The 14,975-nt window shown below is 38.6% G+C and carries 12 protein-coding genes; 5 read left to right on the plus strand and 7 right to left on the minus strand.

Annotation, left to right across the window (positions count from 1 at the left end; translation table 11 throughout):
* Nucleotides 1-21 precede the first annotated feature (21 nt).
* From fhuB to ACFFHK_RS02130, 5 genes are all read right to left on the minus strand, one after another.
* Nucleotides 22-1,968 carry a Fe(3+)-hydroxamate ABC transporter permease FhuB gene (gene fhuB / locus ACFFHK_RS02110; protein WP_382368586.1) on the minus strand — a complete coding sequence of 649 codons (1,947 nt, stop codon included), beginning with the start codon at nucleotides 1,966-1,968 and terminating at the stop codon, nucleotides 22-24.
* Nucleotides 1,962-2,846, minus strand: coding sequence for an ABC transporter substrate-binding protein (locus ACFFHK_RS02115; protein ID WP_382368589.1), 885 nt, complete (start codon nucleotides 2,844-2,846; stop codon nucleotides 1,962-1,964). Before ACFFHK_RS02115 ends, fhuB begins: the two co-directional genes overlap by 7 nt.
* 11 nt (nucleotides 2,847-2,857) lie before the next feature.
* Entirely contained in the window at nucleotides 2,858-3,625 is a 768-nt protein-coding gene (locus ACFFHK_RS02120) for an ABC transporter ATP-binding protein (protein ID WP_382368592.1), read from the minus strand.
* 109 nt (nucleotides 3,626-3,734) lie between these two features.
* A complete protein-coding gene (gene bioD, locus ACFFHK_RS02125) occupies nucleotides 3,735-4,469 on the minus strand; it encodes a dethiobiotin synthase (protein ID WP_382368595.1) in 735 nt (244 codons plus the stop codon).
* A gap of 248 nt (nucleotides 4,470-4,717) precedes the next feature.
* Nucleotides 4,718-5,311 carry a DedA family protein gene (locus tag ACFFHK_RS02130; protein WP_382368598.1) on the minus strand — a complete coding sequence of 198 codons (594 nt, stop codon included), beginning with the start codon at nucleotides 5,309-5,311 and terminating at the stop codon, nucleotides 4,718-4,720.
* 334 nt (nucleotides 5,312-5,645) lie between these two features.
* Between ACFFHK_RS02130 and rplY the strand changes: the two genes are divergently transcribed.
* The 5 genes from rplY to mrcB all read left to right on the plus strand — a co-directional run bounded on the left by rplY (nucleotide 5,646) and on the right by mrcB (nucleotide 12,052).
* Nucleotides 5,646-5,930, plus strand: coding sequence for a 50S ribosomal protein L25 (rplY, locus tag ACFFHK_RS02135; RefSeq protein ID WP_382368601.1), 285 nt, complete (start codon nucleotides 5,646-5,648; stop codon nucleotides 5,928-5,930).
* Between the two features lie 77 nt (nucleotides 5,931-6,007).
* Nucleotides 6,008-6,805: a tRNA pseudouridine(38-40) synthase TruA gene (gene truA, locus ACFFHK_RS02140; protein WP_382368604.1), complete on the plus strand. Its 798-nt coding sequence runs from the start codon at nucleotides 6,008-6,010 to the stop codon at nucleotides 6,803-6,805.
* Between the two features lie 89 nt (nucleotides 6,806-6,894).
* Nucleotides 6,895-7,785 (plus strand): acetyl-CoA carboxylase, carboxyltransferase subunit beta, encoded by an 891-nt coding sequence (gene accD, locus ACFFHK_RS02145; RefSeq protein ID WP_382368607.1) that lies wholly within the window; start codon nucleotides 6,895-6,897, stop codon nucleotides 7,783-7,785.
* A 183-nt stretch (nucleotides 7,786-7,968) separates the two neighbouring features.
* A complete protein-coding gene (locus tag ACFFHK_RS02150) occupies nucleotides 7,969-9,627 on the plus strand; it encodes a SulP family inorganic anion transporter (RefSeq protein ID WP_382368610.1) in 1,659 nt (552 codons plus the stop codon).
* Between the two features lie 34 nt (nucleotides 9,628-9,661).
* Nucleotides 9,662-12,052 carry a penicillin-binding protein 1B gene (mrcB, locus tag ACFFHK_RS02155; RefSeq protein ID WP_382368613.1) on the plus strand — a complete coding sequence of 797 codons (2,391 nt, stop codon included), beginning with the start codon at nucleotides 9,662-9,664 and terminating at the stop codon, nucleotides 12,050-12,052.
* Between the two features lie 40 nt (nucleotides 12,053-12,092).
* Here mrcB and ACFFHK_RS02160 read toward each other — a convergent pair whose 3' ends face one another.
* Both ACFFHK_RS02160 and ACFFHK_RS02165 read right to left on the minus strand, forming a co-directional pair.
* Entirely contained in the window at nucleotides 12,093-13,004 is a 912-nt protein-coding gene (locus ACFFHK_RS02160; protein ID WP_382368616.1) for a LysO family transporter, read from the minus strand.
* A gap of 89 nt (nucleotides 13,005-13,093) precedes the next feature.
* Nucleotides 13,094-14,803 carry a DUF262 domain-containing protein gene (locus tag ACFFHK_RS02165; protein ID WP_382368619.1) on the minus strand — a complete coding sequence of 570 codons (1,710 nt, stop codon included), beginning with the start codon at nucleotides 14,801-14,803 and terminating at the stop codon, nucleotides 13,094-13,096.
* Nucleotides 14,804-14,975: the final 172 nt, after the last annotated feature.

Here is a 14,975-nt window from a genome sequence, read left to right on the forward strand (position 1 = left end):
CTCCTAATTAAATTAAATGAATTACAACTTTCTGACTAAAAATAAGAAATAGCTCCCCCCTAATAAGGTTGCCATTAAACCTGCTGGAATTTCATAAGGAAAAAGAATTTGTCGCCCTAACCAATCCGCTAAGGTCATCACAATACCGCCAAGTAATGCACTGCTAATAAGTTGTGAACGTGCATGATAAAACCCTAAAAATTTTGCAAAATGAGGAGCAAGTAGCCCAATAAAGCTTAATGGTCCAATCATCAATGTTGCGATTGCCGTTAACCCTGCACTAAATAAAATCAACCACCAGCGCACATAATTAAGATTCAAGCCTAATGATTGTGCCATCACTGCCTGCAAACCTAATAAATCTAACCATTTTGCGATAGATAATGCACCGATAACAGCGATTCCACTCATCAGTAATAACAGTATGGCGAGTGAGTTTTCCGCATAGTAAGTTGAACCAGATGTCCAGCTTAATAATTGTTGTAAACGGAAATCACCACTTGCCAAGATGATGCGTTGTACTGCATCAAACAACGCCGTTAAACTCATACCTGTCAGTAATATACGTTCGGCTAACATGCCTGAATGGTGATTTAAACCAATAAGTAGCAGCAAAACGATTAATGCCCCAATCACGCCAGCGATCCAAAAATCCACAATATTTGCTTGGGCAAATAGAAAAATAACTACTAATACCCCAAAACTGACACCTGATGTAATCCCTAATAATTCGGGACTTGCCATAGCATTAAAACTGATACGTTGTAACAATACGCCAGCTAACGCTAATAACACACCTGCAACAAAGGCATAACTCATACGTGGATAACGCAGTGTCAGCAGGGATTGTTGCCAGTTAATTTGCCACCCCTGATCACTACGTCCCACCATTAACGCCAATATCAACACCAACAATAAAGCAAATAAAATTAGCCAAGTATAATAACGTTGTGATAAGCGAACAACAGCGTGCGTCTGCGAGGTTTGCAAATATCGACCTTGAGGCAAATGTCTGAACATCAACCAAAGCAATAATGGCGTACCAAGAAGTGAAGTTACTGCGCCAGTGGGTAAATTTAGCTGATAATATTCTAATAAAAGCTGCAAAATAAGATCAGTGATGAGTAATAGCATCGCTGCAAGATAAGCGGTTTGCAACATTTGCATTTTAAATGAACGGACACCTAATTGACGACTTAATGCGGCAGCAATAAAACCAATAAACCCTAGCATTCCGACTCGACTTACCACAATCGCAACTAAATAAGCGGCTAACAATAACCCGAAAACACGTACTTTTTGTACTGATACTCCTAAACTTTTCGCATTACTTTCGTTTAAGCCTAAAATCGCTAATGGACGCTGTAATATTGCTAATAACAATATTGCTGGCAGCAATAATCCAAATAATTGCCAACTATCTTGCCAACTTTCTTGTACTAATGATCCTGCTCCCCAAATCATTAAACCGCGTGATTCTTCAGGATAAAACAACATAAGTGTGGCACTAATTGCGCCAAAATAGAGATTGACAACTAACCCTGCCAAAATAAGCAATAACGGCGATAAGGTTTGTCGCCACGCTAATAGAAAAACGGTAACTAACGCAAGCAAAGCACCTAAAAAGGCAATGATTGTTGTTCCCCAAGTGAGCAAATTGGGGACAAATAGTGTAGCAATAAAGAGTAAAAGCTGGGCGCCACTTCCCACTCCCAATGTGCTATCTGAGGCTAATGGATTATTGACAATCTGTTGTAATAATAAACTTGCCAAACCAAGCGCTACCCCTGCAAGAATCGCAATCGTCATTCGAGGTAACGTATAATTTTGGATTAATAGCCACGCCAAAGAATTAGCCTCTATTGCGCTATTCTCTTGTGGTAATTGCAGTGCAAATAGCCCCCAAATCAGCAATAAGGCGATCAATAGTAAGCTACTATTCCAGACAACCAGTTTACGTGCTACCACGTTTCACCTCCCTGCTGTAACGCTTGAGTTAACGCTAACGCAAAACGCTGTGCAGACGGTAATCCACCAAATGTCCAAATGGTGGGGAGAATAATCGGATCTTTTGCCATTGGTAAACGCTGCCACAAACTATTTTTTGCCAATGCGCTAGGTACATTAATTGGATAAGGTTTTATCACCACCAAACGACTATTTTTTGCTAACTGCGCTAACTGATGAATATCAACTGTGCTTGTTCCCCAAATACCGACAGGATCTTGCCAGGCATTTTGTAATCCTAACTTAGCCGCAACAGCACCTAATAAGCTATTTTCCCCATACACCCGTAAATGCCGTGCGTCATCAAACTGTACCATTAGAATAGGGCGAGCTGTCATTGCGCTTATTTGTGTTTTTAAGTTTTGTAATAATTGCTCTGTTTGTTGGATTAACTGCTCGCCTCGTTCAGGTTGCCCAATTAAAGTGGCTATCTGGCGTGTTGCGGCAAGCTGATTTTGCCAAATATTTCCCACACGATAAAAATCAACAATCACCACATTATCTTGCCCGACATAGGTTGCCAATATTGGCGTTAAACTGGCATACATTGAACTATTAATAAATTTATCTAACGGCAATGTCGCTAATAATTCACGATTAGGCATTAACCGCGATCCTAAATCGACGGTTTCAGCAGCTAATTCAGGAGTCGCTACCCATTGACGATAACGTAGCGCATCGCCTACGGCAATCGGTGCAGCAGATAATGCAATTAAGGTTTCGCTCACCGTCCAATCCAACGAGGCTAAACGTAACTGGCTAGGATTCGCACTACTACCAAGATGAATGATTAATAGACTTAATAAAAGCAAAATGCGTTTTAACATTCTTTCTATCACTGATACCTCCTTTAATAAAATGCAACTGGGGTATCATCTACAAATGGGTGAGAAATCACATTTAAATCAATGTGATAAATTTTTTTAAGTTGCGTATTTGTCATTAACGTTTGTGGTATTCCTTGCATTAATAATTGTCCATTTTGCAAGGCAATCAAGTGATCACAAAAGCGAGCTGCCAGATTAATATCATGGATAACAATTACTACACCAATTTGAAGCTGTTGTGTGAGTTGTTGAATTAATTGCATCACCTCCACTTGATGCGCAATATCTAATGCAGCAAGTGGTTCATCAAGCAATAAAAAGCGACTTTGTTGTGCCAGTAACATCGCCAACCAAGCGCGAGAACGTTCACCACCAGATAATGTATCCACTAATTGATCTGCATAACGTTGCATATTAGTGCGTTGTAATGCTTCAGTTATTGCTTGTTGATCCTTTTCTGAATGACGACCTAACAAACCTTGCCAAGCATAACGCCCCATTTGTAGTAACTCTTTAACTTTTAGATGGCTGGCTTGTGGTAGGTGCTGTGGCAAATAAGCAACTTGTTGTGCAAATTCTCGTGGTTTCCAATATGCAACTGGACGTTGATTAAACAATAACTGCCCACTAGAGGCGGACTGTTGGCGAGCGAGTAATTTAATTAGCGTGGATTTTCCTGAACCATTTGGTCCAATAATTCCATAAATTTTTCCAGTCGAAAACTGCAATGAAATTGGTTGTAGTAGTACTTTCTCTGCAATCGAAAATGAAACAGCATTTAATTCGAACACAATCCACCTAACACTATTCTCCATAATAAAGTTGGCGAATTTTATTTGATAACAATTCTCATTTCAATAGAGAGATTTAAAAAAAGCCTCAATCGAGGCTTTTTTAAGATTAACAAATTTCTGTTTTCAAATAAGTTAAGCGATCAAGATTTGTTATAAAATGTCCTAATTCTTGCTGTTCGGGGCGGTGAATATAAGGGATCTCGCCTAATAACGGCGCATCAATAACCTGATGTAACAACTTGATAATTTCCGCATAATGACGCAAGCAAGGATTAATACGATTTGCCACCCAGCCAATTAATGGGACACCTGCAGCGATAATTGATTGTGCGGTCAATAAAGCATGATTCACACAACCCTCTTTAATTCCCACCACCAAGACAACTGGCATTTTGCGATCCTTAACCCACTTATCGAATGTTACCTCTCGATTAATGGGTGTTAACCAACCATAAGTCCCTTCAACAAGCACCGATTGATAACGTGATGCTAAGTAATCTAAATCTTGATTTATTTTATTAATATCAATATTACTCACTTCATCTAATGCGGCTAATACAGGTACACTACTTTCAGTGAAAGTATAACTATTAACTTCTTGATACGTTACAGGCTGATTCGTACTATCCATTAATGTTTTAACATCTTTATTATCTTCTGAGAGGTTAACTTCAAATTCATCTTTTAATGATTCAGTATAAATACTATCTTCTTCACCACAGGCAATCGGTTTATAGCCTACAATTTTAATTCCCTGTGCTTGTAAGGCTTGAATAATTGCACGACTCACAATCGTTTTCCCAACGTTCGTATCCGTACCCGTTACAAAAAAACAACTCATTATTTTTTCCTTTATCACAAAAAAGTGGCAGGAATTATAAAAGAGATTGCAGCAATAGAATTTGAGCTAACACAACTTTTTGCCTATTTCTCCTCAACAGAACACACTTTATTTTTACTATTAGATTAGCGACCGTAAAAATTTTTTTGCATCTGATAATTATCATAAGAAAAAAGAAAAGCTATTAATGACATAAAAAAAGCATTTAACCTAACAAGATTAAATGCTGTTTATTCAATAAATACTATTTATTGGCGCTTTTTGCGGAAATAATGAAAGACTAAATATAAAGCAAGTAAACCTAATAAAATATAAATCCCCGTTTGCCCTTTACTGATCTGCGCTTTGATCCAATCTAGATTGTGTGCCCCGTGATAGCCTAAATACACCCAAACAGGCACCGAAATGATTGCAGCCAGAAAGTCTAATAACACAAATCTGATAAAACTAATTCGTCTTGTAATACCTGCCACCATATAAATTGGCGCTCTTAATCCTGGTAAAAAACGTGCAATAAATAATACTCGATTTCCATAACGATCAAATTTTTCTCGCACAGCACGCATCGTTTTTGGCTTTAAAATCCGACGTAATGGACGAAAACGAAGAATTTTTACCCCATAAATTCTGCCTAGCCAATACATCGTACTATCCCCCAACAATACGCCTAGCATACTGACAAGCAACATAATATGCGGATTTGCATAACCTAACCCAGCAATAATACCGCCAGAAACCAACGTAATATCCTCTGGAATTGGTACACCAAACCCACAAATTATCAAAACAAATAAAACTGCGAAATAGCCATAATTACTAAAAAATTCAACTAATAATTGCACAACAAACTTCCAAATTAAAAATACAGTTTTTCATCTAAATAGTAAGATTCTCTCTTTATTTCAACGTATTATTTTGCCCTCTTTAATAAGGAATTACTACCTAAAATGTTACAATTATTGATGTAGATACAAAAAATCCATTTTATCGAAAAAAATTCGCATTTTGTCCAATCAAAAATCAAACATATACGGGAAAAAATATTGCTTTTTCAATTAGTTTATCTATAATTCTCCAGCTGATTTTTTTCAGCACTTATTTTGTCAAGCTGCTGGGTCGCCTGTAGCTTGTTTTGTTTAACAACCTTTTTAGGTTTAATTAAATAGAGATATTAAAATGTTTAAATTTAATGCTGAAGTTCGTCAATCGCAAGGAAAGGGTGCGAGCCGCCGCTTGCGTAGAAATGGTCAAATTCCTGCCATCGTTTATGGCGGTGAAGAAGCACCAGTATCTATTGTGTTAAATCACGATGAATTAAATAACGCTCAAGTTCAAGATAGCTTCTATTCTGAAGTCATTACTTTGGTTATTGAAGGTAAAGAAGTTGCGGTAAAAGCGCAAGCAATGCAACGCCACCACTTCAAACCAAAACTTCTTCACATTGACTTCAAACGCGTTTAATTTAACGTGGTAAAAAAGACACCAACAATTTTTGTTGGTGTTTTTTTATTTAGATAACAAACGACTTAATAACTGTTATGAAAAAAATTGCACTTGGCATCACTTACGATGGTTCTCGCTACTTTGGTTGGCAAAAACAACAATCAGTACAAAGTGTTCAAGGTGAAATTGAACGAGCATTAAGCATTGTCGCCAATGAGCCGATTGAAATTTTTTGCGCTGGACGAACTGATGCAGGTGTTCATGCAACGGGGCAAGTAATTCATTTTACTACCAATGCGACTCGTCCAACCCAAGCATGGACATTTGGTACCAATGTCCATTTACCGCCTGAGATTGCTGTCAGTTGGGCAACAGACGTGCCCGATGAATTTCACGCGCGTTTCAGTGCACTTTCTCGTCGTTATCGTTACATTATTTATAATCATACACAACGCCCCGCAATTTTAGCAGCAGGCATCACCCATTATCATCAACCACTTGATGCGGAAAAAATGCACCTTGCTGGTCAATTTTTATTGGGAGAGAATGATTTCAGTTCCTTTCGTGCGGCGCAATGCCAATCAAAATCCCCTAATCGTAATGTGCATCATTTAAATGTCTCACGCAAAGGCAACTATATTATCGTCGATATTCAAGCCAATGCTTTTGTGCATCATATGGTCAGAAATATCGTTGGTAGCTTATTAGAAGTTGGCACAGGAAAACAGCCGCCAGAATGGATTCAATGGCTATTAGCCCAAAAAGATCGTACGCTCGCTGCCCCCACCGCAAAAGCAGCAGGCTTATATTTAGTGGAGGTTTGTTATCCAGAAGCGTACCAACTCCCTAAAAATGCAGTGGGTCCCCTATTTTTAGCTGACAGTATCGGGTAAAACGCAGGAAAAGATACTCAATTTGTGAAATTTATGCTTTAATAACGCCCGCATTCGCAATCATTCTCACTTTGGAGATAAAGTAAATTATGAGCTGGATTGAAAGAATTTTTAATAAAAACCCTATTTCAGGGGCACGTAAATCAAATGTACCAGAAGGTATTTGGACAAAATGTACTGGCTGTGAACAAGTTTTATATCGTGAAGAACTTAGCCGTAATTTAGAAGTTTGTCCAAAATGTGGACACCATATGCGCATTGATGCGCGCACTCGTCTCTTAGCATTATTAGATGAAGAGAGCGCAGTAGAATTAGCCGCTGATCTTGAGCCGCAAGACATCTTAAAATTTAAGGATTTAAAACGCTATAAAGATCGCCTTTCTGCAGCACAAAAACAAACAGGCGAAAAAGATGCCTTGATCGTTTTCTCGGGCAAACTTTATGATATGCCGATTGTGGCGGCTGCCTCTAATTTTGATTTTATGGGCGGTTCCATGGGATCCGTTGTTGGAGCAAAATTTGTCAAAGCGGCAGAAAAAGCATTAGCTGATAATTGTCCGTTTGTGTGCTTTTCTGCCAGTGGTGGCGCAAGAATGCAAGAAGCATTAATCTCCTTAATGCAAATGGCAAAAACCAGCGCAGTATTAGCAAAAATGCGTGAACAAGGTGTCCCGTTTATTTCCGTACTGACTGATCCAACATTAGGCGGGGTTTCTGCTAGTTTTGCCATGCTAGGAGATATTAATATTGCTGAGCCCAAAGCCTTAATTGGTTTTGCTGGTCCACGTGTTATTGAGCAAACTGTACGAGAAAAATTACCTGAAGGTTTCCAACGCAGTGAATTCTTATTAGAAAAAGGGGCAATTGATATGATCGTGCATCGTAAAGAGATGCGTCAAACGCTGGCAAGTATTCTGGCTAAATTAACAGGTCAACCCTCTCCATTTAAAACGCCTGAATTAGTCGAAGAAGTAGAGTAATTTTTTTGTAGTTACGCCATTGTTTTCAATGGCGTTTTTTCTTTTTTATTACCAAAAGCGTAAAAATACCTCTCCCCGCTTACTAAAACCCTAAAAATAAACATGCTTTTGACGGAATCGTTATTGAGAAACCCTTTAGCTAGTCTATAATAAGCTGTTCATTTTTCATAAAAAATCATCACTATGTTTGCAATTCAAGAAGCCTACAAAGCAGGGCTATTACAAAAGAAATATTGGCTCAATAACCTTATCGCTGGCGTGATTGTGGGGGTAGTTGCCCTACCTTTAGCCATGGCATTTGCCATCGCCTCGGGTGTAAAACCTGAACAGGGAATTTATACCTCAATTATTTCAGGGATAGCCGTTTCGCTGTTTGGTGGCAGTCGGTTACAAATTGCAGGTCCAACAGGCGCATTTATTGTTGTTCTATCTGGCATTACCGCCCAATACGGGATTGAGGGCTTACAAATTGCAACCCTAATGGCAGGGTTAATCCTTTTTGCTTTAGGCATCAGTAAAATGGGCGCGATTATTAAATTTATTCCAGCGCCCGTGATTGTTGGTTTCACCGCAGGCATTGGGGTGATTATTTGGGTTGGACAATGGCGAAATTTTTTCGGTTTACCCGCCGTTGAGGGAGACCATTTTCATCAACAAGTTTGGCATCTTTTACAAATTTTGCCGCAATTTCACCTTGCTACCACACTATTAGCAATTACCGCATTACTCGTAGTCTTATATGCACCGAAAATTAAATATTTACACCGCATTCCCGCTCCATTAATCGCACTGGTTGCCATTACCTTACTACAACAAGTTGTGCAATTTGACGGCGTAAAAACGATCGGCAGTGTCTTTGGAGGCATTCCACAAGGCTTGCCTAAACTCTCCATTCCACATTTAGAATGGCATCAAATCATCACGCTCATTGGACCTGCCTTTACTATCGCCATGTTAGGCGCGATTGAATCCCTGCTCTCCGCTGTCGTCGCCGATGGCATGGCAGGCACCAAACATCAACCTAATCAAGAATTAATTGGACAAGGTATTGCCAATATTCTCACGCCACTTTTTGGTGGTTTTGCCGCCACTGGTGCGATTGCCCGAACAGCAACCAATATCCGTAATGGTGGCAATAGCCCGTTAGCTGGAATTATTCACGCGTTAACGTTAGTCATTATTTTAGTGGCGCTTGCACCGCTCGCCGCCCACATTCCGCTTGCCGCATTAGCAGCGATTTTATTTGTTGTAGCGTGGAATATGAGCGAAGCAAGACGTTTCCTCAATATGATTAAACGGGCACCTCGTGCAGATGTGGTCATTCTCTTAATTACCTTTTTCTTAACTGTCTTTGCCGATTTAGTCATCGCCGTGAATATTGGCGTTATTTTAGCGACACTTTATTTTCTGAAAAGAATGGCATCAAGTGTTGAAATTTCCCCAAGCAGTGCGCAAGAAATTAATCAAGAACTGGCGCGTCAAGGCGAACAAGAAACCTTACCTGAATCTGCTTTAGTATTTGCGTTAGAAGGACCCTTCTTCTTTGGTGCAGTCGAAAACTTTGAGCGTGCATTAGCTGGCACCAATACTGATGCAAAATGCTTAATTATTCGTTTAAAATGGGTACCTTTTATTGATATGACAGGCATTCAAGCCTTAGAAGATGTTATTCGCTCATTACATCGTCGTGATGTTATCGTGATGTTTTCTGGTGCCAATAAACGTGTTGATCGTGAATTGAAAAAATCAGGTATCATTCAATTAATCGGGGAACAACACTATTTTGCTCAATTTGAGCAGGCACTGGATTATGTCATAAAATTAGAGAAACAAAAGCAATAAATTCATCGCTAACCGCAAATTGTAGTTACATCATATGGCAAAAAACGCAGCAAAAAAGAAATATTTATCAGTAAAAAAACGCCTTTTCTCTTTCTTAATAAAACTTGGCATCACCGTCATTTTTATCATCGCATTTTATGGTATTTATTTAGACGGTAAAATTCGCGCCAAAATGGACGGACAAATTTGGCAATTACCTGCTGAGGTTTATGGGCAAATTCCGCGTATTACGCAAGCAGCAGAACCCACTTTTGCGCAAGTAAAAAAACAACTAATAGAAAATGGCTATCGGCAAACTTCTCTGCTTGCCGCACCTGGCGATTTTAAAATTGAACAAGAAACGATCGTGCTCATTCGCCGCGCATTTACCTTTCCTGATCGCGCAGAACCACAGCGAGTATTACGTCTTCGTTTCCAACAACAAAAACTTGCCGTCATTGAAGATTTAGTGATGCAAAAAGTGATTACTGAATTTCGTCTTTCGCCAAAATTGATTGCAATGTTAAATTCGGAAAATGAAGAACGCTTAGCGATTCCATTGCAACAATATCCACGTTTCCTTATTGATACTTTAATTCTAACAGAGGATCGTCATTTCTTTACTCACGATGGCGTTAGCTTTATTGGGATTATGCGTGCTTTGGTCAATAACTTAAAAGCAGGACATACCGTTCAAGGTGGTAGCACGATTACACAGCAATTAGTCAAAAATCTCTTTTTAAGTAATGAACGCACGTTAACTCGCAAGTTCAACGAAATCATTATGGCAATTATGCTAGATGCACATTATGATAAAAATCATATTTTAGAAACCTACTTAAATGAAATCTACCTTGGGCAAAGTGGCAATACGCAAATTCATGGTTTTGCGCTAGCAAGCCAATTTTACTTTGGTCGCCCAATCCAAGAGATTAGTCTTGATCAAATTGCTTTATTGGTGGGAATGGTAAAAGGTCCATCAATTTATAATCCTTGGCGTAATCCAGAAAATGCCAAAAAACGGCGTAACACCGTATTGCAACTTATGTTACAACATAACATTATCGATAACTCCCTCTATCAAATGTTAAGTCAGCGTCCATTAGGCGTACAATCACAACGCCCAATGCAACAAGCACAACCAGGATTTATGCAAGCGGTACGTCAAGAACTTAATCAATTACTGGGAAATAAAAAGCTCAATTTTCTTTCTGGCGCAAAAATATTTACTACCCTAGATCCTATTCTACAAGAGCAAGCAGAATCTGCGATTATTCAAGGTACAACACAATTAAAACAACAACATCAAATGCCTGATTTAGAAGCAGCAATGATCATTGCAAATTATCACACAGGCGAAATTCAAGCGTTAGTTTCAGGGACAAACGTTCATTATGCAGGATTCAATCGTGTTTTATCTGCAAAAAGACAAATTGGATCTTTAGTAAAACCGTCCATTTATTTAACGGCACTTTCTTATCCTGAACGCTTTGCTCTCAACACCCCAATTAAAAATCAACCAATTAGTATTCCACTAAAAGGTCAGCCTGCATGGCAACCACGCAATTACGACCGCAAATATAGTGGCTCAGTATTACTCTTAGATGCGCTCGTCAGATCACTGAATATTCCAACCGTGAATATTGGTATGGCGATTGGCTTAGATAATATTATTCGCAATCAAAAAAGTATGGGCTGGGATCAAGCAATAATCCCTCGTGTTCCCTCTATGCTATTAGGCTCATATGCTATCTCGCCTTATGATGTAACAAAGTTATATCAAGTGATCGCCAATAAAGGCGCTAAAATTCCATTAACAACAATCCGTTATATTGTTAGCCGTGATGGACATCAGTTTTATCAACGCACAATGAATCCAGAGCAAGTCGTCGCAGAAGAAGCGACGATTGAAACCTTATTTGCTATGCAACAAGTGGTTGAGCGTGGCACGGCACGTAGCTTACAACCAAAATTTTCAGCTTTACACCTCGCAGGCAAAACAGGCACAACCAATGATGGACGAGACACTTGGTTTGTAGGCATTGATGGCAACCATATTACCACTGTTTGGGCAGGACTAGATAACAACCGCAAAACCAAGCTCACTGGCGCTTCAGGAGCATTACAAATTTACAAAACCCTTCTCCCTAATATTGACGTTAAACCATTAACACTACCCTTTATTTCAAGCTTAAAATGGGTACCGATTAACAACTATGGTGGTTGGGCTTGTCAGGGTGGTGGGCAAACAATTCCAGTGTGGATAAATCACAACCCTTGCGCTTCAACAGAATACCAAGTAACAGAACCTCAGCCTAGCATTTGGGACGCTTTACAGCTAAACAGCAACGATTCCGTCGATGAAGCAACAGATGATGATTTACCTACGGAATATCATCATCAAGGCAATTATGCGCCTGTTGAGGAGGCAATACCAGTTCATTAATATACGAGATTGCCTATTAACATTGAAAACTTAAATTTGCTTATCCCAACGGAATACGACTAAAAAACACCAACAATACTGGCACTAACAAATTGATAATAAAACCAAAACTTAACGCTAATGGCACCGCTTCTACCCCACCAGAACGCTGGATAATTGGCAAGGTGCAATCTAAAGCGGTAGCGCCAGCCAATCCCACTGCCGTAGCACGATAATGACGCATAAATAACGGAATTAAAAATAAACTGGCAATTTCACGAGAAAGATCATTAAAAAATGCAATACTCCCCCAAATAGGTCCCCAAGCATCATTTAACAACACACTAGAAAGGGAATACCACCCCATACCAGACGAGACCGCTAGCCCTTGTGAAATCGGCAAACTTAAACATAATGCCGCAAGAATCCCCCCCACTAATGAACTGACCGTAAAAACAATGGAGATCCCAATACCGTGTTTATTAAAGAAGACTTCACGCAAATTAATGCCACTATTACGCAGCTGGATACCGACCAGAAAAATTAACACAATCAACACATACGTGCTTGAACCATGCGGAATAAGAAAATAATGTTTACTTAATAACCCAACGATAAAACCAACCCCAACCATACTACACATTTTGGTTGAATCCCAAATCAGTTTTAATCTTGACGGCATCTCTTTGTTTGCTTTAAGTGTTTTGGCGGGATAATAGCGATCATATAACGCCAAACAAGCAATATTTAAGCCATGAATCAACACACTAAATACCGTCGCTTTCACCGCAATATCAGGCAAGGTTTGTGCAAGATTATCTAATTGCCCCAAAGAACAACCCATTACAAATAAAATAAGGTATAACAACACCATAATACCTTTATTAATCCCGTGCATAAATGTTACGTTGTTACTTTTAATCAAATAACCTAAAAATAATGGCACTAAAATAATCGCTAAACTTTCTAACATATGACGTAAAAATTGGTGAAAAAATAATTGGAAATAATGAAAGGGGTCAATTTAGCAAAATATCTACCCTTTTTCTACTCTATGGCAAATTAAGTCAACTGTGATACCCGCCAAATTGTTTTTGCTTGATTTGCTAACCACTTTTGTCTGCTCGCAATTTTTTCAGCTGTCCATTCTTGATAATCTTCAGCTAATTTACGGGTAATGAGAAAATTACTCTTCAGTAAAGCAGAACGTTTCTGTGCATAGTCTAAAACACCTAAATCTCTATTTGTTCCCGACTGCAATAACGTCATATTTCCTAAACGATATACTAAAGCATTGCTTTCATCATGCCTAAAATCTCCCCAGCCATCAGGTGCATTTTGCGGCAAAATATGCTCAATATTAAAACTATCGCTAACAAAATCATGGTCATTACCTGAAAGTTGTTTTTCCAATGCACATAAAATATAACGAACAATTTTTTTAGATCTAGAATCCGTTGTTTTTATTATTTTTTCCGAAAAATCGGCATAAAAACGAACATCATCAATATAAATAGGCTTTAACAAGCCCCAAACTTGAGATAGCGATTTAATGTTATGCTGGCTAATTTGTTCAGCAATCGCATTATAAATTCGTTCCTGTTCTGTCGGGCTATAAGCACCAATCGTATTATAGCGGAAAGAGATAACCATAATGGCACGTAACAATTCTGAAAATTCAGCAGCTGAGAAATCACGTTTGGCAGCAAGTAACAACGAAAATGGTTGTTTTACTCGATACATTTTTAAAATTGCAGCGAGTTGCTTATCCGTTTGACACCAATCGGAAGCTTCTGGCGAGCAAAGTGCAAGATAATTATCTAAATCCTCTTCCATACCACGAAGCAAAGCAAAAACCGCTTCTTTATCACGGATATGCTGTCTAATTGTTTTAAATAATTCAGCTTGTCTTGAAAATTTATATCGACTATTCCAATAAATACGCAAAAAATCAGGAAACTTTTCAGATTGCAAACGGTTCACAATATTTTCCCAACGATCTTCTAGCGATTTCAGCTCCAAAGAGGACTCCATCGATTTATCTAATACCGCAAATAAATAATTTTTCAATAAATCTGTTGATGATAAACGTACCCCTCGCGCATTTAATGTTTCAAACACTTTGTAAGCATTTAACTCATCAGTTACCGTAATAACCGTAAAAAAGAGATGATCGCTAATATCTTCAACTAATTGCGCTAAAGCTTGTCCTTTTTCCTCTTGTATAGGTTTCAAATAGTCCTGTACTTTTTTGTCAAACCATTCAAATGCCTGACGCAATAAATGCTCTGACGAACGGAAACCACGCAAAGGTAGTGGTCTCAATGGCACTAAATACGTTTGAAAATATTCATCATTATTGCGATTTAACGTTAATTTTGCCCGAGAAATTAACGTAACGGGATCTAAATAACCAATATAAGTTTGACGAATTTGTGCATGGCGCTGTTGATTAGCTTCAGCGTCAATCCCCTCATCAATCAAACGCTGCAGATTTTTTAAAATAGCTAATACAATCAATGTCGAGGTTGTCAAACGTTGTTGCCCATCGATCACATCAAAAGCCTTATCATCTTTTGATTGCAGCACTAGATACCCCATATAGTGAGAAGAACTCTCCGATAACGTTGCCATAATATCTGCCCATAAATCTTCCCACTGTTCAACGTCCCAACTATAATCTCGCTGAAAACGAGGAATTTTATAAATAAGTCCATTCCCCATTAATTTTCTAAATGTATTATTCTCTGTTTTAAAATTTGTCGCCGCCATTCGCTATACCTTTTTTATCAGACTACCTATACCGCATTGATTATAAATATTCTATAACACAGAACTTAATAAAGCACTTCCGTTTATCAACATCATATTAATTTATTCTTAGCTTATTAGACTAACAACATTCTGAGGTTAAGCACCACTTAATTGACTTATCAATAAGATT

It is taken from the genome of Gallibacterium trehalosifermentans, assembly GCF_042433055.1.
Taxonomy (GTDB): Bacteria; Pseudomonadota; Gammaproteobacteria; order Enterobacterales; family Pasteurellaceae; genus Gallibacterium; species Gallibacterium trehalosifermentans.